Origin of the sequence: Clostridium aceticum, from assembly GCF_001042715.1 — a bacterium.
Classification (GTDB): Bacteria; Bacillota; Clostridia; order Peptostreptococcales; family Natronincolaceae; genus Andreesenella; species Andreesenella acetica.
The window spans coordinates 1914120-1934081 of the sequence record NZ_CP009687.1 but is presented as its reverse complement, the minus strand read 5'-3'; the positions used below and the strand labels follow the sequence as shown (position 1 = coordinate 1934081).

Here is a 19962-nt window from a genome sequence, read left to right as displayed (position 1 = left end):
TTGTCCTCCAAGACTAAAATCATTTTGTTTTCTTTAAGAATACCTTTAGTATCTGAAAAAACTGCTTTCCCCTATGGAGAAATCCCTGTAAATCTCTACCAGTTTCATTATGAAACATGTTTACTTCTACTTCCTTTATAAGATAACCTTTATTTAACAAATCGATGGTCATGCCTAATTCAACACCATAACCCTCATAATTGAATGTTAGATTCTCTAAAACCTTTTTCTTAAAAGCTCTTTGTCCTGAAAGAACTGTATCTAATTTTTTGCCTGTATTGATATATACACCGTATCTAGCAAGCTTTTTTACTAGTCCAAAACCTCCTTTTTTCTTAGCTGGCGGAAACTTCGCAACAGTTACGTCAGCTTCATTATCTACTATAGGCTTAATCAATTTTTCTACTTCTCCAGCACTTTCTTGAAGATCTGCATCCAAAAAAACGATGATATCAGAGGAAGCAAGAGCTGCTTTAATTCCTGTCTTTAATGCTTGACCTTTCCCCTTGTTCTTCATAGATTTTATTAGACATAAGTCTTTGACCTTTGCAACTTTTTCAGCTGTTGCATCTGTAGATCCATCATCTACAACATAAATCTTATATAGAGGATTTATCTCCTTTAAGGTTGTGAGTGTTCTTACTATTCTCTTTTCTTCATTATAAGCAGGTATAATAACAGCAACTTCCGCCTCCAATTCCTTTCCCTCCCTTTATTCATACCCTCCTATAGGAACCAACTGCTCTGCATGTTCCCTTTCTCCAAAAGATCCTTCTCTACCAGCCATTGCCAGAATCAGTGCCATACGTCCCATTAAAGTATCAACATTATCTACTGTTGATATACCACTGTTTTTATAAGAAGGTATATAAGAATGAGATATATCTAGCCTTTCTACCCCTACTGCCTTCATATTTTCATTTTGTATTTTATCAATGAGGTCTAGGTCCACAGCTTTTAATATGCCACTATTTTCTTTTTGACTTCCACCTGCAATGACAATTTGATCTACTTCATGGTCATATAGATCGTATTCTGTTAATCGTATAAACTCATTTGTTATAAGATAGTTTAACAAATTGGAAGCTTCTCCACCTTGCAACAACGCTAAAACATCATGATTTGTTTGCTTGAAAATCTCTTCTTCTGTTAAAGTTACACCAAAGGAATAGTTGATATCTTCTAGTTCTTCTTCTGTTAAATGAAGAAGTTTATTGGTATAAATTAGTTGTACAGGAACAATTCCTCCTGCCTCCTGCAAAGCATCTTTTAAGTCATCATAGTAATAGTCTTCTGAAGTTTGTATAATAGCTATGCGAAAGTTAGCTAGTTTACTGTCAATGATCTCATAATAGGCTCTCTCAATAAAATCTTCATGTTTTTCTTTTTCTAGCTGTAATTCTTCAATATTTTTTTGCAAATCCTCCCTCTCTAATCTAAACTCTCCAAATCTGTTTTCCAGACTATCTATTAACTGTTGCTGCTGATTTAAGTAAATTTCCCCTCCATTCATATTGAATCCGATAAAAATACCAATCCCAAGGGAAATAAATATAGCAGCGATTGTAACCATATAATACTTTATGTCAAATACCACTTTGTACCCTCCCTATATACCTAAGAGTATTCTAAATCTAATCATCAGAAGCTTTAACAAATTTCTTACTGGTTGAGAGATAGATAAAGTAATGATGATTGGGGTGAGGGCTGCAAAAATCATCCATAAAATATGTTTTGCTGTAATTCTCCTATGATATAGCTTGCTCACTCCCCTAGCATCTACAAGCTTCGACCCTACCTTTAATCTAACCAAAAACGTACTTGCCATTCCTTTTCTACCTTTTTCCAAAAAATCTATCATATTTGAATGGGTACCTACTGCTACGATAAGATCTGCTCCCTTCTCATAGGCCAATAGCATGGCAATGTCTTCACTGGTACCTGGTGCAGGAAAGGTTATCCCATTAAGGTTCAGTTGTTGTACACGTTCCAGTCCAGGTGCTTTTCCGTTTGGATAAGCATGCACAATAATCTCCTTACACACCTTTAAGCATCGATCTGTAACACTATCCATATCTCCTATGATGATATCCGGTGCGAATCCAAACTCCAATAAAGCATCTGCCCCTCCATCAACCCCTATAAGAATTGGCTTCATTTCTTTAATATAAGGCAAAACAGCACTCAAATCCTTACGATAATCTTGTCCCCTTACAACCACTAAAACCTGTTTGTCTTGTATCACTGTATTAATCATAGGAATATTTAATTTACCTAAAATAAAGTCCTTTTCTTTATGGGCGTAGGTTAGGGTATTGTCAATAAACTTTTCAAGCTCAATTTCTAAATTTGTTTCCGCCATTGCCAACAACTGAGAAATTTTAGAAGAGGTTAATTCTAACAAAGTAGCTATTTCTCTGTCTTCAAAAAATATTTTATCCCCCTTAATTATGATGCTATCTCCATCTTTTAATACATCAAACAAATCCCCTTTAATCACATCATATATATTTACCTTCGCTTTCTCCAACATGCTAGGCCCGAGGTTTGGATACCTTCCACTGATAGACATTTCACAGTTGATTACCGCCGCCACTTTCTTATTAATCAAGGAGTTTGCAGCTACTTCATCAAGGTCTCTATGATCAATAATAGCAATATTTCCTTCTTCAATCCTTCCAGCTAAATTTTTCGTTTTTTTATCTAACTTTACTGGTGCTCGAATGTCCATATTCTACTCCTCCATAAACTGCTTTCTTATAGTATTTGTATAAATGATAGAAAAATGTTATGATTTTTCTATCATTTATTTTAGACACTCAAGACCCATTCGCTACCCTCAGGGTGATAATTCTCACGTAGTCTGACACGTGTGTTTTTCATGTGCTAGAGAAACTGTCCCCGTGGCGAAAAAAACAGAGAGGATGGATCAGCAAGATGCATAATAATGAATATAAACAAGCCTTTCGTTCATCACTAAATTATTTATCCTACAAATTAAGAAGCAAGAGTGAGTTGGTTTCTTATTTGTCTAGTAAAGGTTATCCTTCTACTTGCATTGTTATGGTTATAGACAAATTAGAAAGTCTGAATTATTTAGACGATAAGAAATTTGCAGAAATTTTTGTTAAGAATATGATAGAAAAACAAAAAAAAGGAAGGGGTTTTGTTAAGAAGGAACTTATAGAAAAGGGGATTTCTGACCCCTTCATTACAGACGCCTTAGCTTTATTTCCTTTAAAAAAGGAGATAGAAATAGCACAAAAGATTACAGAAAAGTTTTTTCTTCAGAAAAAAAACTTGCCCTTTAATCAAATTAAGATGAAATTATATCCGTATCTAACACAAAAAGGATTTACCAAAGAAGCTATCAGCCAAAGTCTTTTCTACTTAGAAGAGGAAAAATTTCAATCTATCGTTATAGCACAGCAAGATTTATATCAAGCTGATGCTACAGATTTAGCTAAGAAATATTATGAAAAGTATATAAAAAAAGAACCCAATCCCTTTAAGTTAAAACAAAAAATTTATGCTCAACTTATGAGAAGAGGATATAATTTTGATCTTATTCAGTGTGTTGTGGAGGAATTATTCTAATAAGCGTTTATCATTTATGATAAGGTTTGTTATGATATAATCCTCCTTGTGGTCTTTCTAGTTTTTTGGTTCTTTTAGTACCTTGAGTATTTTAGCTGTATAGATAGCATCATTTAGTGCCTTATGGAAGTCTCTATCTATGTCTATCTGTAAAGCCTCTATTGCCCTTTTTAAACCAACCTGTTCTCCTCTAGGCATAGCTAAGTGTCCCGTACATATTTTTTGCACATCACAATGCTTTTTAATCCAATTGGTCTTTATATGAAAAAAATCACAATTTCTTCTTAACTCATTTATATCGTCTTGTCCCCAAGAACACATAACTACCTCATCTGTACCAAGCCACTGGGTAAATAATTTCATTGCACTTTGAAAAGCTAGACCTTCTGCTAAATCTTCTTTGGTTATTTTGGTTTTCTTTTTTACTTTTGGATGAAGTTTTGTATATAGTTGGGGCTTTACAAATGTTTGAAAGGTATCTTCTATCTCAAGTTTTGTGTTTGCCTTCACTGCTCCTATTTCAATAATCTCCTGAGGGCACAAGGGATTGGCATTACCTTTTATAAGTTTTTTTGTCTTTCTATCAATCTTAAAGGCTGAGTTAAACTCCAAGTCAAATATAATATATTCCATGTACTATAGTCTCCTACTCTTTTACGATTTTTATTTTTTTCTATATTATTATATTATTTTACCCTTATGAATATATCATACACCGTAATCATGCTTTCATCAAAGGCTGTATATTAGTCTAACATATTTTAGCATTTTTTTCTATATCATGATTATCATTTATGATAACATTTTTTATGATATATGTACCCTGCCAAAATATCATAGGTATTAACTTAACACAATTGTTACCAAAATTCTCTCCAATTGTCATCCTGAGCCTAGCGAAGGATCTTGGAGTGCTCAGGATGACAAATTATGTATTTTAACATAAAAAATTCCCCTCCGATTTTTTTAATCGAATGAGAATTCTTTATATTGTTACCCCGCTCTTTTTTCAAGTCTTAGTTTATCCGCCACCATCGCTATGAATTCGCTGTTTGTGGGTTTACCTTTGTCATTATGAACAGTATAGCCAAATAAGTTATTAATGGTATCTATTTTGCCTCTACTCCAGGCTACTTCAATGGCATGTCTGATGGCTCTTTCTACCCTGCTTGGAGTTGTGTTGAAGCTTTTTGCTATAGATGGGTACAGTTCTTTTGTAACCGCACTTAATAACTCGATGTTTCCTATCACCATCGTAATCGCTTCTCTTAGATATAAATACCCTTTGATGTGGGCAGGTACACCAATCTCATGAATAATATTAGTGATCTCTGCCTCTAAACTATTATTGTTAGTAATAAGACCCGTTGAAGTTGCAGAAATTGGTCTCTTTTTACTGTGTGCACTGGAAGAGCTTCCTGCCATTTGTCTTATTCTATCGATAAAAACCTCAAAATCAAAAGGTTTTATGACATAATAATCAGCTCCAAGGCTAATTGCCCGTTGTGTTATTCTATCCTGCCCTACTGCTGACAATATAATTACTTTTGGAAATGTAGCTAGATTCATGCTGTTTAACTTCTCTAATACCCCTAAGCCGTCTAAATGTGGCATAATAATATCTAAAACTACCACGTCTGGTGTTTTTTCACCAATTTGCTCAATGGCCTTTAGTCCGTCCTGTGCAATACCAATTACCTCTATATCTTCCTGTCTTTCAAGATATTCGCTTAAGATATCACAAAAATCCTCATTATCGTCTACGATTAAAACTCTAATTTTTTCTTTTATCACTATAAACCCCCCTGAAACCATTTATTTTATTTTAAATTTTTAGTCTTATTAACTATTCGACAAGTGAATTTTTATTCCTTCCCACATTGAAAAAAACTTCCAAGTTTTTCAATATTTCGTTCTCTTATTTCCTCTAATTTTCTACAACATTTTTAAGATTTTTATCAAATATCCCCGACTGTTCTATCATCCATTCGATAAAAATACCATAACCTTTTGTAGGATCATTAATGAGGACATGGGTGACAGCACCTATTATTTTGCCGTTTTGAATGATTGGACTGCCGCTCATTCCTTGAATAATGCCTCCTGTTTTTTCCAACAGTTTTTTATCAGTTACTCTAATAATCATACTTTTTCCATCTACTTTTGTTTGGTTATTAATTTTTAATATTTCAATCTCATACTTTTCAATTTTATTAGAATCGGTTGTAGTTAAAATATGAGCAGGTCCTTCTGTAATTTCGTGTTGATAACCCACCGTTATAGGCTTTTGATAATGTTCATTATCGATACCTTTTAATAACTCCCCATATACACCATAATCTGTATTTTTTTCTAATTTACCAATAGGATCATTGACATCGTAAAAAACACCTCTTATTTCTCCCGGTTTTCCTCTCTTTCCAGGTTCTATAGAAATTACCCTTGATTTAATAATTTCTCCGTCTTTGATAGACAAAATTTTTCCCGTATCAATATCTGTAATAGCATGACCTAATGCACCAAATTTTTGGGTTTCAGGATGATAAAAAGTCATTGTTCCTACACCAGCAGTCTTGTCCCTCACCCAAAGTCCTAGTCGATATTGTTGGTCCTCTATGGATTTTACTGGAGTTAATACTGTTGTATATTCTTTTGCATCCCTTTTAAGAGTTAATTCTAATGGCTGACCTTTGCTTTCTTTTATGATATCCCCTAAGTGAACTGCATTTTCTACTTTTATATTATTTATTTTTATTAAAGAGTCTCCTATCCTTACTCCACCAGCTTCTCCTATATTGTGACCCTTTCCATCAAGATCTGTTATTTGAGCAAGTCCTACTACTAAAACCCCATCTGTATTTAATTTTACACCAATAGAGTGTCCTCCCGGAACTACTTGCAGCTCAGGGATTACATTAACTTTAATATTTTTATAGGGAACTAAACCAAATACTTTTAGATAGAGACTAGCTGTTCCTTTGTCGATGGTTTTTACTTGGATACTTCTGCGGAGATTAAAATTAGAATTCTCTAACTGCGTAATTTGTATGATAGAGTCTTTATCAGAATCTAAACTAGAAAGTAATAATGGAAACCTATGACTTAATGTATAATCATCTCCAATAGATATATTATATTCTTTATTTAAACCGCCAGTAATTTCTATTAAAAAAGCATATAAGCTAAAAATCAACACAATACCAGCAACTATCATGAGACTTTTTCTATATCTAAATTTGTCAATCAAAAAAATCACTCTCCAATCCAGCATAATCTAGTTCTTCATAAATTTCCTCATTCCCTTATTGAAGTTACTATGATTAATTTGGCCTTTTCTTAGAGTGATTATAATATATAAAATATAATAAAGATGTAACTATCATCCTTTTTTGGTTTTTTTGAAAAAAATTTTTAAAATTCTTCCTCCTTGCCGCCCTATTTTTAAATAAAGAAGGATAAAGCGGCACTTTAGGAAGTAAGTTGACTGCTAGAAAATCACAAAGTTACATCATCTTTTATTTTTTTGTGGGCATGATGAATCATTTCTTCAGCATGTTTTAGTGTAATTTCTGTTATTTCTCCACCTAGTAATCGCCCTAATTCATATAGGCGTTTTTCCTCATCCAGCTTATTAATTTGAGTGATGGTTGTGTTTTTTGTTGTTTCCTTTTCAATTAAAAAATGTGTATCCGCCATAGCTGCTATTTGAGGCAAATGTGTAATGCATATCACTTGACGTTTTTTTGAAATATGATAAAGCTTTTCACCAACAGTTTGGGCAGTAATCCCACTAATTCCAGTATCGATTTCATCGAAAATCAAGGTAGGTATGCCGTCCACATGGGCTAAAATCGTTTTTAACCCCAGCATGACTCTTGACATTTCACCACCAGAAGCCACCTTAGAAAGGGGTTTTAATGGTTCCCCTGCATTGCTAGATAGCATGAATTCCACCTTATCTATGCCTTTAGAAGTAAGTTTATAGCCTCCATCAGCGTCTATCGGCTGTGTAATTTTAACAGAAAAAGATACTTTCTTCATGTTTAGACTTTGTAAAATTTTTATAAGTTCCTCTTCAAAAGATCTAGCAGCATTTTTTCTTAAAATGCTAACCTCTAAGGACAGATCTTCTAATTCTTTTTTTTCCTTTTGAATTTCTTTTTTTATTATTTCTACTTTTTCTTCACTATGGGTATAGTCATCTAATTCCTGTTGAATTTTTTCTCTATAATCCAAAACTTCTTTGATAGAAACTCCATACTTTCTTTTTAAGTTATTGAGAAGGTCTAGTCTTTTTTCAATTTCTTGTAATGTTTCTGGTTGAAAATCAATACGATCTTTATAATTTCGCACCTCCATCATCATATCTTGAAGTCTATATTGGAGATCCTCTAATGTAGTATAGAAATGGTTTAAGTCCTCATCTAATAATGAAACACTTTGCAGTGATTTAACATTTTTTGAAATATGGTCTAACACAGAAGGTTGTATTGTACTATTATAAAAGTCTTCATAAATTGTAGCCAACGTAGTATATATTTTTTCACTATTACCCAAAAGATTTTTTTGCTGAAGCAGGTCTTCTTCTTCTCCTACTTTTAGTTCGGCGTTATCTATTTCTTCAATTTGAAACTTTAGTAAATCAATTTTCCGCTCCCGTTCCATCTCATCATAACAAAATGAACCAAGTTTTTTTTGTAAAGATAAATATTTTTTATGTTTTTCAGATAAGATTTTTAACAAATCATGAATCTTTTTACCTCCATAAGCATCCAATACATCGATGTGAAAATCAGAATTTAGTAAGGACTGATGTTGATGCTGACCATGTATATCAATCAATTTTTCTGTGATTAGTTTTAGTACACCTTGATTGACAATAATACCATTGACTCTACTGACACTCCTACCATTTGCATAGATTTCCCTAGTGACAATCAGACTCTGCTCTTCCTCCCAATCTATACCATAGGCTTCCAATATAGTGCTTAAGTCCTTCACATCCTCCGTAGAAAAAATAGCTTGTATCATTGACTTTTTACTGCCGGATCTTACATAGTCCCTATCTGCCCTCTCACCGATGGCCATATTTACCGCATCTATAATGATAGATTTTCCTGCCCCCGTTTCTCCCGTCAGTATATTTAAGCCACTATCAAAGTGCAGGTTTAGCCTATCAATTAAAGCAAAGTCTTTTACCTCCAGCTCTAAAAGCATAAAGGCCCCCCATTCTATCTCATTAGTTTTCTAAACTTATCAATCATTTCCTCCATCTTTGTTGCATCCCTTATCACAACAAAAATAGTATCATCCCCTGCAACTGTACCTACAATATCCTCCATATTTGCCGCATCTATAGCTGATGCCGCTGCCTGTGCTGCCGCCGGGATCGTTCTTAATACCAGGATATTGCCAGCGTGATCATAGGATAGTATAGCGTCCTTAAATAATCTTATCAATCGATCAGATAAAATATTTTCCTGACTATTTAAAGTAGCATATTTATATTTCCCGCTTTTAGACATTACCTTAATGAGTCTCAACTCTTTAATATCTCTTGATACAGTGGCCTGGGTAACGTTTAGTCCCATCTTCTTCAATTCCTCTGATAATTCTTCTTGGGTTTCGATCTCTTTATTATCTATGATTTCTAAAATTTTTGCATGCCTAGTATACTTCATAGACAACCTCCTCAAATGTTTAAAAATAATCATCTCTCATCATTAATAAAAGCATGTATATTTATTTATAAAAAGCAGTATATATACTCTATTCTTCAAAAAAAAATTTTTTCCTCCCAAGAAAACACATTATTCTTATTGAAAAAAAATCTTACATTCCTTCTAAAGATTGGTGAGATTCATAAATAATTTTATCAACCTCTTCTGGCCTTATCCCTTGGTCTTCTTCAACATTAGTTTTCATATGTAATAAATATTCAATATTGCCCTCTGGCCCTTTAATAGGGGAATAAGAAAAGTTTTCTATGTGAAGTCCTATAGATTTTGCATAATCTATAATATTATCAACAACTTCTTTATGAACATTAATATCTTTTACCACTCCTTTTTTCCCTACCTTTTCCTTACCAGCCTCAAATTGAGGTTTTACCAAAGCAACAATCTCTGAAGAAGGGCTTTTAAGCAGCGTCTTTACCACCGGCAGTACAAGTTTTAAGGAAATAAAAGATACATCTATAGAAGCAAAATCCCCCAATTCCTGTAACTCTTGTGGTTCTACATAACGAATGTTTCTTCGCTCCATCACAACTACTCTTGGGTCTTGTCTTAGTTTCCAGTCCAACTGACCATAACCTACATCTATAGCATAGACCTTTGCAGCAGCATTTTGCAGCATACAGTCTGTAAATCCACCGGTTGAAGCACCAATATCTAAACAAACTTTATCCTTTAAGTCGATACCAAATTCCTTCATAGCCTTTTCAAGTTTTAACCCGCCCCTACTGACATAAGGAATAGCATTGCCCTTTACTAAAATCTCACAGGCACTATTTACCTTTGTGCCTGGTTTGTCGATTTTCTGATGATCTATAAAGACTAAGCCCGCCATAATAGTACGCCGAGCCTTTTCTCTGCTATCAAAATATCCTTTTTCTACTAAGAGTGTATCTAATCTTATCTTATCCATCAACACATTGCTCCTATTAACGTATTCTAATATTTTTGATAATTTTCGATTCAAAATCTTCACTTATTTTTTTTGCAATTTCTTCTATACTTAAACCATAAAGATGATATAAAGTACTGACATCTCCATGCTCAACAAATACATCTGGCAGTCCTAATGTATACACTTCTTTAAAAATTTTATTGTTATTAAACATTGCCTGTATTTGTTCTCCTACTCCACCGATCTTAGCATTATCCTCTATCACATAAATCTTTTTATGGTTTTTCGCCTGCTTTATCAGCATAGCCTCATCCATAGGCTTGATAAATCTAAGGTTACATAAAGTACTTCCTATCTCCTTCTCTTTTAACGCCTCACAAATTTTTAATGCAGAAGTATTCATATGGCCTACTGCTATAATCAAAGCATCCTTGCCGCCTTCGTACAGAATTTCAGCTTTCCCTAAAGCAATAGGGTTATTTGTGACATTCTCCATCGTCATAGCAGACCCTCTAGGATACCTTATGGCTATCGGACCATGATACTGCACAGCAAATTCTATCATCTTCTGTAACTCCCATCCATTTTTAGGAGCCATAATTGTCAAATTGGGAATTGGTGATAAAAAGGAAATGTCAAAACTTCCATGATGAGTTTCCCCATCATTTCCTACTAAGCCCGCACGATCAATTAAAAATACTACTGGTAGGTTTTGAAGACATACATCATGAATCACCTGATCATATGCTCTTTGTAAAAAAGTAGAGTACACAGCAAAACACGGTTTGTATCCTGAAGCCGCCATACCAGCAGCAAAAGTGACTGCGTGTTGCTCTGCAATACCTACATCAAAAAATCTTTTTGGAAAACATTTTGCAAAGTTGGATAAACCTGTCCCTGCAGGCATGGCGGCAGTAATCGCCACAATTTTTTTGTCCTTTTCAGCACAGGCTACTAAAGTATTGCCTGCAACCTCCGAGTAAGAAACGCTTGTGCTGGCAGATAGGGGTTGACCTGTTTCAATCTTAAAAGGATTTACCCCATGAAACTTGTCAGGAAACTTCTCAGCTAAAGGATATCCCTTACCTTTTTGGGTCATAACATGCAACAATATAGGCCCAGAGATATTTTTACAATTCTTTAAAACCTTGCAAATCTCACTATAATTATGGCCATCTATAGGCCCAATATATTTAAAACCCAGTTCTTCAAACAAAGCCCCTGGAACGAAAAGATATTTAATACAGTCCTTTGCTTTTCCAGCAGTTCTGATAACAGTCTTTCCTATGGCAGGTATGTTTGTAATTAGGCTTTCTACATCTCCCTTCACCTTAGAATAGACAGTATTGGTTCTAATTTTATTTAAATAATTTGATAAGCCTCCAACATTTTGAGATATGGACATTTCATTGTCATTTAAAATAACAATAAGATTTCTTTTACTTTGCCCCGCATGATTTAAGGCCTCAAAAGCCATCCCCCCCGTTAAAGCACCATCACCAATTATCGCTACTACAGAATACTTGTCTTTACTTAAATCTCTAGCACTGGCCAAACCTAGTGCAGCTGAAATAGAAGTACTACTATGTCCAGTATCAAAATGATCATGGGGACTTTCATACCTCTTAGGAAACCCACTAATCCCTTTATATTGTCTAATAGTATGAAATTGACTTTTTCTATCGGTTAATATTTTGTGCACATAACTTTGGTGTCCAACATCCCAGATGATCTTATCTTCTAAGGTATTAAATACTGTATGCAAGGCTAACGTTAGTTCTACTACACCAAGGTTGGAAGCTAGGTGTCCTCCTGTTTTAGAAACAGAATCAACTAAAAACCTCCTAATATCTTCTGCTAAGATTTTCATTTCATTGCTTTTTAACTTTTTTAGATCCTCAGGAGAGTTGATTTGTTCTAAAATTTTGTACATGCGGATCATCTCTCTTTCCTATTTTTTTTATTTGATTTAGAAAATAAATGAAGATTAAACTTATCGTCTAAAAAGTTTAAAACCTTGGCTGTACTAAAAACGATTACATGGGATTGTAGAATCGCGACGCTTTTGCCGATAGCCTTTCCCCCAACTGTTAAGGATGCTATAAAACCACTCATAATGACGGCCAAGAGGGTCCTGCTAATAGGTAGAAAAGATGCCTCCAACTGCAATACAATGTTGATCCCTGCAGCCCCACTAACAATGCCGCAAATATCTCCTATTACATCATTACAAAAATTTGATACTGGCCCAGCATTTTTCAAAAGTTTGATAGCATATTTTGCTCCTTCTACCCGATCTGCCGCCATTGCATGAAAGGGTCTTTCTGAGGCCACAGTAACTGCAACACCCACCATATCACTAGTAACACCTATGAGGATAATCCCAATAAGAATAATAAAGGCAAATACAACTCTTGTATTAATAAAGACCATCTCTGCTACTATTGTAATCATAATAGTCAATATAAATGTCCAAATGGAAACAATAACTACCCACTTCAAATTATATTTTTTCCAAATATCACTGATATCATGACTTACTTTTTTTCCATTTTCATTATTTTTAGACAACGATAACCCTCCAACAGTATAAATAAGCAATTTAAAGACCTAACAAAGTTCAACTGATATGTATTCTCCACATAATAGAGAGATATACTTTGTTATAAACTTAAAGCTGATAGCACACTGGCTATCAGCTTCAAGTCGTAGTGGTAGCATAATAAGTAAATTTTACGGCTTAGGTCCAGTAGGATTTCCCAGATCAATACTGCCTGTCGCCATAGCAGCGGTTTCCCTTTAAATCAATCTCTGTTTTGTCACCATAAACAGGACTGGAGTACCACTTAGTCCGCACTGTAATCCTTATTACGCTTCTAAATCGAACAGTCTAGGAGTTTTCCTCAACAGTTTTCATTAACTCTTAGCCTCTTTTGCAGAATAGATTTCAAGTAGCAATGATTTTCTCCATCGGGCCCTGATATCAAAAACCTGATCTACTCATCTCCCTATTCCACGCAAGGCAGGCTACGCTATCGTTCGCACTCTCCGCACAAACGTATAGGTTTCTACCACTTGAATTTAACCTAAATTGCAAAGCGGCCTCCACGGAGCGAGGGTCAACGCCCGCATGCCTTTGCGGATCGCCCCCATCTCCTTACTCCCAGAAACGACCCCCGACTGGGCGTCAGAAGCCGAAACCAAGAACTTCATCGATGTGCCCTTCAACGGATTTTTAGGCCCGTCTTCCAAGTTAATTCAACTGACTAGAATACTGTACCACTAACGATAATATAGCAAACATTATAGCATATGCTAACACATTTATCAAATCATTAACTTTCCTATTAGGATGCCTAAAATTGCCCCTACCACCACCTCAATGGGTGTATGCCCTATTAGCTCCTTTAATCTTTGTTCTCTAACCTTTTTTTCCGTTTTATGATGAATTCCCTCTATAAGTTTATTAATGATGATTGCTTGTTTCCCTACAGCATTTCTCACACCAGCTGCATCATACATAACAATTAAAGAAAATGCAAGACTAATGGCAAATATTGTTGAATCCCATCCATGGGTTTTTCCTGTGGCAGTGGTCAAGCTCATCACAAAGGCTGAATGGGAGCTGGGCATTCCCCCAGAACCTACAAATCTAGAAGCATTAAATCGCTTATCTACAATAAATGTATGTATCACCTTTAAAGATTGTGCTATAAACCATGCCAAGACAGAGGTCCATAATATTTTGTTGTTAAAAATTGAATCTAGAAAATCCACTTATTTACCTCCTTGTATTAAGACTCCCTATGAACTAAGTAATTACTTAGTTCATATAAAAACTTAGATCGACCAACATATTGATTCATCTTTTGATTCGCCTCAGAGGTTAACTCGCTTACCTTGTTTTTAGAATATTCCAAGCCATAGATTGCTGGATAAGTAGCTTTATTTTTATTCTCATCACTACCCACCTTCTTACCTAACTTTTCCTGTTCTCCTTCAATATCTAAAATATCGTCTCTTATTTGAAAGGCTAATCCTAAAATCCTTCCTATGTTTTCCATATTTTTTATGTCTTCTTCCTTTGCTTTTCCTATAATTGCTCCTACTTTTAAAGGTGCTGTTATTAATGCTGCTGTTTTATTTAAATGTATATAATCCATGGTTTTAGCATCTATTTTTTTGTTTTCACTTTCAAGGTCTACTACCTGTCCACCAATCATACCATTGATCCCTGCCGCTTCAGCAATTACTTTTATACTTTCCACATAAGGCTGTATAGGATCCTTTTTTACTGCATCCTGTAACATGATTTCAAAAGCATAGTTTAACAGTCCGTCTCCAGCTAAAATAGCAATACCTTCTCCAAAAACCTTATGATTGGTCAATCTTCCTCTACGATAATCATCATTATCCATGGCTGGTAAGTCATCATGAATCAAAGAATAGGTATGAATCATCTCTATACCACAGGCATAGGGTAAAACCTCCTGTAAGTTATCATTAAAAATCTCATAAGAAGCCAGTGCTAATATGGGCCTTAGTCGTTTTCCCCCTGCCATTAAGCTATAGTCCATCGCCTCCATCAAGGTTTTATTTTTATCATTCTTTCCCTCTAAATATCTCTTCAGCTCCATATTCACTGTATCTATATAATGATTTAATTGACTTTTCCAATCCATGATTAGACCTCCATATCTGTAAATGGAATATTTTTAATTTCTCCGTTTTCTTCAAGAATTATCATAACTTTTTCTTCTATTTCATTTAATTTTGTATTACAATTCCTATAAAGATCTATGCCTTCTTGAAATAGCTTCAAAGAATCTTCTAAAGATAATTCCTTATTTTCCAATTGTTGAACTACTTCCTCCAAACGTTTTATTGATTTTTCATAGCTTGTCTTTTTCACGAGACCTGTCCTCCTTTTTTACCTGCATAACCTTTGTCATGATACTTCCATCTAATAATCTGATTTTTATAAGTTCATCTTCCTGTACTTCAGTAATACTTTTAATGTTTTTTCCTTGAGGGTCCGTGACAACAGCGTAACCCCTTGAAAATATTGAAAGAGGATTTAGACTATTTAATCGCTCTACTGTGTTTCTGAGATTTTCTTTATTTAAAAATATCTTCTGACTTATAGCTCTGTTAAGGTTTTTATAGAGCTGATCTATATATTGTTTTTGATCATACACAGAATTCAGCGGATACTTAAAATAATAATTATTTTTGATGGTCTCAAGCCTTTGCTTTTCCTGTGACAACCTTGTGTTCATTGAAAATAACAGTCTTCTCTCAAGGACATTTAAGGTTTCCATGACATCCCTCCATTGAGGCAGCACCAATTCTGCTGCTGCGGAGGGTGTCTGGGCTCTTACATCAGCTACAAAGTCAGCTATAGTAAAGTCTGTCTCATGCCCAACCGCCGATATAATTGGAATCCTACTATGAAAAATGGCTCTAGCCACAACTTCCTCATTAAAGGCCCATAGTTCCTCTATAGAACCCCCACCTCTGCCTAAAATAATTACCTCAATATCTTCATAAGTATTACAAAGCTCTATAGCCTTCACAATGGAAGCTGCTGCCTGATCCCCCTGCACCAATACAGGAAATATAGATAAGTTCACCTTTGGAAATCGTCTTTTAATAATAGATAACAGATCTCTTATAGCAGCACCAGTAGGAGAAGTAATAATGCCTATTTTTTGAGGAATAAAAGGAAGGGTCTTTTTATATTTAGCATCAAAAAGTCCTTCTTTTTGAAGAGAATCCTTCAGTTGTTGAAAGGCTATATGTAAGTTTCCCAGACCAGCAGACTTCATTTCTTGAACATATAGTTGGTACTGTCCATCCCTTTCATATAAAGATATATACCCCTTAATCACAACCTTCATTCCATCTTTAGGACTTATTTTTAAGTGATCAGCATTAGATTTAAACATAACACAAGGAATCCTGCTATAAGGGTCCTTCAAAGTAAAATATATATGCCCGCTGCTATGGAGTTTGAAATTTGATATTTCACCTTCCACATGAATATTACATAAAATAGGGTCACTGGTTAATAATCTTTTAATATACTGCGTTATTTCTGAAACCGATAAGGTCTTTACCTCCATTTTTTATCTCCTTAAACGAAATCATCTTTATTATACAAATAACTTTGTAATCCTAAAACCCCTATCCCTACAGCGTTGTCTGAACAGTATTTAGGATTACCAAAATTTAGTTTTACATTTTCCCCTCGTAGTTGATCTTCTAGAAAAGCTTTTATTACCTTATTGCTAGCTACCCCGCCAACCAACAATACTTGCTGATAAGGATATTTTTTTAAAGCATTTTTTATGAGTTGCAGTAAAGATTTTGCTATACATTGAAAAACAGAGAACGCAATTTGTGAAGAAGAAATGTTCTGTTCTAATCTTCTTTGAAGAAAGGTTTCAGGACCAGAAAAGCTGAGGGTAGTACCTTTTACAGATATGGGAATGTTGATATCTCCTTTTTCCCCTTCCGATAACAAGGCTTCTAAATAAGCTCCAGCAGGAAAAGGGAGATTTAGTTTTACACCTATACGATCGATAAACTGCCCTGCACTAATATCACTACTACCTCCAAGAATATCAATTTCATAACCTACTGTTTTAGGTGTTACCTTTAAAAGTTCTGTTGTTCCACCAGATAAATGCAGTGCTAAGAAAGGTTCTTTCATCTTTAAATCTAGGGACCATAAGCCTGCCTCGATATGTCCCTCTTGATGACTTAGTTCATAAAAAGGCACTCTCCACAGGCTGCTCATTGTTTTTCCAAAGGATTCAGCTGCTAAAAATACTGGCATATAAGATTCCTCTAAGGGTCTTGGTTTTGTAGCACTGGCAATTGCAACAACTTGGCAGGAAATATCTTTACTAAGAGCCTCTACTAAAAGAGGCATATTCTTCACATGTTGAAACAAAGCCTCTGATTGTCTTAACCCTAATCTTCCCTTTTCTACCGGTAATAACTGTCTTTCTTCTTTCATCAACTTCCCCTGGAGATTAATTAGGGCTAAAGAGGTAGTGTAATTACTGGTATCCAAACCCAATATTACAGCTTCCTTAATCATTTTTCTTGATACCTTCTTTTTCTACAAGTTTTCCTAAAATACCGTTAATAAAAGAGGTGGATTCACTGCCGCTATACTTCTTTGCCAGCTCTACAGCCTCATTAATGGATACATTATAAGGTATATCTTCAATATATAAAATTTCTGCCAATGCCAATTGTAAAATTGCTAAATCTACTTTCGCAATACGATCTAAAGTCCAACCAATAGCATATTTTTCTATCATGCTATTTATCTCTTCTAGATGATCCACCGTAACTGTGATAACGCCTCGTATATAAGCTGCTTGCAGCTCCTCTATCTCTTCTTCTTCTGATAAATAGTTTTTTATTAGTTTTTCATCATACTCTTTATTCATAAGCATTTCAAAGATGGCCTTCATACATAATTCTCTAGCTAATTTTCTATTCATAGGGATCTTAGCCTCCTGTAGTTATTCGTTCTTCTATAAAAGTTTTATTAGCGTTAACTTAAACCATAATTTGTCATCCTCCGTTATTCCAAGATCCTTCGCTACGCTCAGGATGACAGTTCGAGAGAATTTTGGTAATAATTGTGTTAAGTTAACGCTAATGATTGTATATTGCTATTAATGATAGTATCCAAAAGCAGATACTTTTATAACGTATCTTATTTAAGTTATGTCCTCCTTCGCTAAAACCCATTGAAGATCAACTACTAAAGTCTTCAAAGTGAAATTCAAACTAACCCTCTGAATTCAGAGGGTTAGTTATGAAAAAAAGTATTCAATTTCAACCTTTAGGAACTGGAACTTCTTCAGTTGTTTCTTTAGGAAAATTAACGCCTTGTATATGAATATTTACGTCAATGACCTTTGTACCGATCATGCTTTCAAGTGTATTTTTTACATTATCTTGTATTTTCCAAGCTAGATCTGGGATTTTTACACCATAATCTACAATAAGATATAAATCTATCGTTACGCCTTCTCCTGTTACCTCTAGCTTCACACCTTTAGATAGATTTTTTTTACCTAAAATTTCAGCAATACCATCTACTAGGCCTCCACTCATGCCGCATACGCCAATTACCTCTGTTGCTGCAATTCCAGCTATCGTAGCAATCACCTCATCTGCTACTTTTACTTCTCCATACTCTAGTTTTTCAATTGCATCCATTGGTATACCCCCTACATCTATGGCTACTTCCCAGTATTTCAAATTTTTAAACATATTTCAATTTTTATTATACCAAATTCACGCTTTAATGACAAACACTTCTATTACTTCTATTTTTTATTCATAATGGTTATACCCTGCATACCTATGGTTGTTTCCCTTCTTATGATATCAACAATTTTTGCTACATCTGTTTCTGTTAGTGCATCAGCGTTTACTACAACATTAATAGATTGATCCGTTAAGTATACAAGAGCATCATTAAAACCTTTTCCTACAATCATATTCTCTATTAAAACTTCTTTTTCAGTACTAGAAATCATATCTAATTTTACATTTTGTGCTTCTCCTCTAATCTCCTCACTGGTTAACTGGTTATTAATAATATCATTTAAGTAGCTGATCATTTCACTACGCTTTTTATCTCTTTCTAGTCTGCTTTCAATAAAATATGTATTTCTTTGCATTGCTTCTCTGTTGGTAATGGTTTGGGCTATCTCTGTATTTGTTTCTTCCACTAGACCTACTACTTCATTATAACTCCTACTGTCCACTACTTGGGCTGTTTCCAATTCTTCTTTTGTTACATCTTCTGTTTCTTTTTGTTCTTCAACATCTTCCATTGCCTCTTCTTCTGGATTTTGATCTTGATTCTCTAATTCATCTTCCTCTGCCAAAGCATCTTCTTCTAATAGATCCAGCATCATACCACTTTCCTCTAACATTGTCATTCTATACTGTTCCAATTCGCTGGAAGTCTGCAATAGAGATTGTCTATTGAGGCTATAATTTATATATCCGATCAATCCCAACATAATCACCAAAGAAAAGATAACAACATTTTTTCTTCCTACATTTGAAAGCTTTAATTTCATTTTTATTCCCCCTTACTATTTTTTTGAATACACTTCAACCTTATGTCCTGGCACTTGCAGAACCGTTTTTACAGCTTCGTACAATTTTACTTTTACCTCTATATTTTCTGCTCCTTCAGCAACCACAATCACTCCATTTACCTGTGGCTTTATTTCCTTTAGAACCAACGGTTTGTGCCCATTGCCTTCATTAGCAACAACGACTGTTTCCGTAATATTTTCCGAAGCCACAACCCTTGTTCCTCCTCCAGAATCCTTCTCCTCTGTTGTATCTGTAGATTTTGTGGTATTTGAAGCCGGTATAATTTCTGTTCCCATTTCAAAGGTAACCATTACCTCAACTTCTCCAACCCCCTGAATTTTTTGCAAAATTTCCTTTAACCTATGTTCCACCACTTCCTCCTCCATCATGGGTTGATTATTTTGTTGAACCAACACATTCTCAGTAGGATCACTGTAGATATTCTTTGTCCTAGTGTCCTTCATAAAAAAGTTACTGGAAACAATTAAGGCCATAACACCTATTGCCATAAGAACCAAAAGATTAGCAATATACTTTTTCGATAGCAAGCTTTTAAATAGACCTTTAAGTTTGTCTTTATCCATTTTTATC

Annotated in this window: 21 protein-coding genes; 1 reads left to right on the top strand and 20 read right to left on the bottom strand. The window is 34.6% G+C overall.

Going from position 1 to position 19962, the window contains the following annotated elements:
- Positions 1–19: 19 nt before the first annotated feature.
- Genes CACET_RS09110 through steA form a run of 3 tightly spaced genes read right to left on the bottom strand, consistent with a single transcriptional unit; the run spans position 20 to position 2731 of the window.
- Complete coding sequence (locus CACET_RS09110; RefSeq protein ID WP_044824009.1) at positions 20–697, bottom strand: glycosyltransferase family 2 protein; 678 nt, start codon at positions 695–697, stop codon at positions 20–22.
- A gap of 15 nt (positions 698–712) precedes the next feature.
- On the bottom strand, positions 713–1597 hold the full coding sequence (locus tag CACET_RS09105; RefSeq protein WP_044824008.1) for a copper transporter: 885 nt from the start codon (positions 1595–1597) through the stop codon (positions 713–715).
- A gap of 12 nt (positions 1598–1609) precedes the next feature.
- Positions 1610–2731, bottom strand: a complete 1122-nt coding sequence (gene steA / locus CACET_RS09100; RefSeq protein WP_044824007.1) for a putative cytokinetic ring protein SteA — start codon at positions 2729–2731, stop codon at positions 1610–1612.
- A 206-nt stretch (positions 2732–2937) separates the two neighbouring features.
- Between steA and CACET_RS09095 the strand changes: the two genes are divergently transcribed.
- Positions 2938–3597: a RecX family transcriptional regulator gene (locus tag CACET_RS09095; protein WP_044824006.1), complete on the top strand. Its 660-nt coding sequence runs from the start codon at positions 2938–2940 to the stop codon at positions 3595–3597.
- Positions 3598–3654: 57 nt separating this feature from the next.
- On the opposite strand, the gene CACET_RS09090 is transcribed toward CACET_RS09095, so the two are convergent.
- From CACET_RS09090 to spoIIIAG, 17 genes are all read right to left on the bottom strand, one after another.
- Entirely contained in the window at positions 3655–4230 is a 576-nt protein-coding gene (locus CACET_RS09090; protein ID WP_052661283.1) for a 3'-5' exonuclease, read from the bottom strand.
- A gap of 360 nt (positions 4231–4590) precedes the next feature.
- On the bottom strand, positions 4591–5412 hold the full coding sequence (spo0A, locus tag CACET_RS09085) for a sporulation transcription factor Spo0A (RefSeq protein ID WP_044824005.1): 822 nt from the start codon (positions 5410–5412) through the stop codon (positions 4591–4593).
- A gap of 112 nt (positions 5413–5524) precedes the next feature.
- On the bottom strand, positions 5525–6844 hold the full coding sequence (spoIVB, locus tag CACET_RS09080; protein WP_242846892.1) for a SpoIVB peptidase: 1320 nt from the start codon (positions 6842–6844) through the stop codon (positions 5525–5527).
- A 248-nt stretch (positions 6845–7092) separates the two neighbouring features.
- Positions 7093–8814 (bottom strand): DNA repair protein RecN, encoded by a 1722-nt coding sequence (gene recN / locus CACET_RS09075; protein WP_044824004.1) that lies wholly within the window; start codon positions 8812–8814, stop codon positions 7093–7095.
- Positions 8815–8828: 14 nt separating this feature from the next.
- Complete coding sequence (locus CACET_RS09070; RefSeq protein WP_044824003.1) at positions 8829–9278, bottom strand: arginine repressor; 450 nt, start codon at positions 9276–9278, stop codon at positions 8829–8831.
- Positions 9279–9429: 151 nt separating this feature from the next.
- Positions 9430–10245 (bottom strand): TlyA family RNA methyltransferase, encoded by an 816-nt coding sequence (locus tag CACET_RS09065; protein ID WP_044824002.1) that lies wholly within the window; start codon positions 10243–10245, stop codon positions 9430–9432.
- Between the two features lie 16 nt (positions 10246–10261).
- Positions 10262–12160, bottom strand: coding sequence for a 1-deoxy-D-xylulose-5-phosphate synthase (gene dxs, locus CACET_RS09060; protein WP_201774915.1), 1899 nt, complete (start codon positions 12158–12160; stop codon positions 10262–10264).
- A 5-nt stretch (positions 12161–12165) separates the two neighbouring features.
- Entirely contained in the window at positions 12166–12798 is a 633-nt protein-coding gene (locus CACET_RS09055) for a hypothetical protein (protein WP_044824001.1), read from the bottom strand.
- Between the two features lie 756 nt (positions 12799–13554).
- The gene (locus tag CACET_RS09050) at positions 13555–14004 is read right to left on the bottom strand and encodes a divergent PAP2 family protein (protein ID WP_044824000.1); all 450 of its coding nucleotides are present in this window, start codon (positions 14002–14004) and stop codon (positions 13555–13557) included.
- Positions 14005–14021: 17 nt separating this feature from the next.
- A complete protein-coding gene (locus tag CACET_RS09045) occupies positions 14022–14909 on the bottom strand; it encodes a polyprenyl synthetase family protein (protein ID WP_044823999.1) in 888 nt (295 codons plus the stop codon).
- Positions 14910–14911: 2 nt separating this feature from the next.
- The gene (locus tag CACET_RS09040) at positions 14912–15139 is read right to left on the bottom strand and encodes an exodeoxyribonuclease VII small subunit (RefSeq protein WP_044823998.1); all 228 of its coding nucleotides are present in this window, start codon (positions 15137–15139) and stop codon (positions 14912–14914) included.
- Positions 15120–16352, bottom strand: coding sequence for an exodeoxyribonuclease VII large subunit (gene xseA, locus CACET_RS09035; protein WP_044823997.1), 1233 nt, complete (start codon positions 16350–16352; stop codon positions 15120–15122). Before xseA ends, CACET_RS09040 begins: the two co-directional genes overlap by 20 nt.
- 11 nt (positions 16353–16363) lie before the next feature.
- Complete coding sequence (locus tag CACET_RS09030) at positions 16364–17335, bottom strand: Kae1-like domain-containing protein (RefSeq protein WP_044823996.1); 972 nt, start codon at positions 17333–17335, stop codon at positions 16364–16366.
- Positions 17328–17747 carry a transcription antitermination factor NusB gene (gene nusB / locus CACET_RS09025; protein WP_044823995.1) on the bottom strand — a complete coding sequence of 140 codons (420 nt, stop codon included), beginning with the start codon at positions 17745–17747 and terminating at the stop codon, positions 17328–17330. The genes CACET_RS09030 and nusB overlap by 8 nt, the downstream gene beginning before the upstream one ends.
- Before the next feature lie 340 nt (positions 17748–18087).
- Positions 18088–18474, bottom strand: a complete 387-nt coding sequence (locus tag CACET_RS09020; protein WP_044823994.1) for an Asp23/Gls24 family envelope stress response protein — start codon at positions 18472–18474, stop codon at positions 18088–18090.
- 110 nt (positions 18475–18584) lie between these two features.
- Entirely contained in the window at positions 18585–19349 is a 765-nt protein-coding gene (locus CACET_RS09015; RefSeq protein WP_044823993.1) for a SpoIIIAH-like family protein, read from the bottom strand.
- A 15-nt stretch (positions 19350–19364) separates the two neighbouring features.
- Positions 19365–19955 (bottom strand): stage III sporulation protein AG, encoded by a 591-nt coding sequence (gene spoIIIAG, locus CACET_RS09010; protein ID WP_044823992.1) that lies wholly within the window; start codon positions 19953–19955, stop codon positions 19365–19367.
- Positions 19956–19962: the final 7 nt, after the last annotated feature.

Excerpts from the sequence above, each read along its gene's own strand:
- xseA (WP_044823997.1), bottom strand. The coding sequence starts at position 16,352 with ATGGAGGTAAAGACCTTATCGGTTTCAGAAATAACGCAGTATATTAAA.
- CACET_RS09070 (WP_044824003.1), bottom strand. The coding sequence starts at position 9,278 with ATGAAGTATACTAGGCATGCAAAAATTTTAGAAATCATAGATAATAAA.
- spoIIIAG (WP_044823992.1), bottom strand. The coding sequence starts at position 19,955 with ATGGATAAAGACAAACTTAAAGGTCTATTTAAAAGCTTGCTATCGAAA.
- steA (WP_044824007.1), bottom strand. The coding sequence starts at position 2,731 with ATGGACATTCGAGCACCAGTAAAGTTAGATAAAAAAACGAAAAATTTA.
- dxs (WP_201774915.1), bottom strand. The coding sequence starts at position 12,160 with ATGTACAAAATTTTAGAACAAATCAACTCTCCTGAGGATCTAAAAAAG.
- CACET_RS09020 (WP_044823994.1), bottom strand. The coding sequence starts at position 18,474 with ATGGATGCAATTGAAAAACTAGAGTATGGAGAAGTAAAAGTAGCAGAT.
- CACET_RS09065 (WP_044824002.1), bottom strand. The coding sequence starts at position 10,245 with ATGGATAAGATAAGATTAGATACACTCTTAGTAGAAAAAGGATATTTT.
- spo0A (WP_044824005.1), bottom strand. The coding sequence starts at position 5,412 with ATGGTTTCAGGGGGGTTTATAGTGATAAAAGAAAAAATTAGAGTTTTA.
- CACET_RS09045 (WP_044823999.1), bottom strand. The coding sequence starts at position 14,909 with ATGGATTGGAAAAGTCAATTAAATCATTATATAGATACAGTGAATATG.
- CACET_RS09030 (WP_044823996.1), bottom strand. The coding sequence starts at position 17,335 with ATGATTAAGGAAGCTGTAATATTGGGTTTGGATACCAGTAATTACACT.
- CACET_RS09090 (WP_052661283.1), bottom strand. The coding sequence starts at position 4,230 with ATGGAATATATTATATTTGACTTGGAGTTTAACTCAGCCTTTAAGATT.
- recN (WP_044824004.1), bottom strand. The coding sequence starts at position 8,814 with ATGCTTTTAGAGCTGGAGGTAAAAGACTTTGCTTTAATTGATAGGCTA.
- nusB (WP_044823995.1), bottom strand. The coding sequence starts at position 17,747 with ATGAATAGAAAATTAGCTAGAGAATTATGTATGAAGGCCATCTTTGAA.
- CACET_RS09095 (WP_044824006.1), top strand. The coding sequence starts at position 2,938 with ATGCATAATAATGAATATAAACAAGCCTTTCGTTCATCACTAAATTAT.
- CACET_RS09015 (WP_044823993.1), bottom strand. The coding sequence starts at position 19,349 with ATGAAATTAAAGCTTTCAAATGTAGGAAGAAAAAATGTTGTTATCTTT.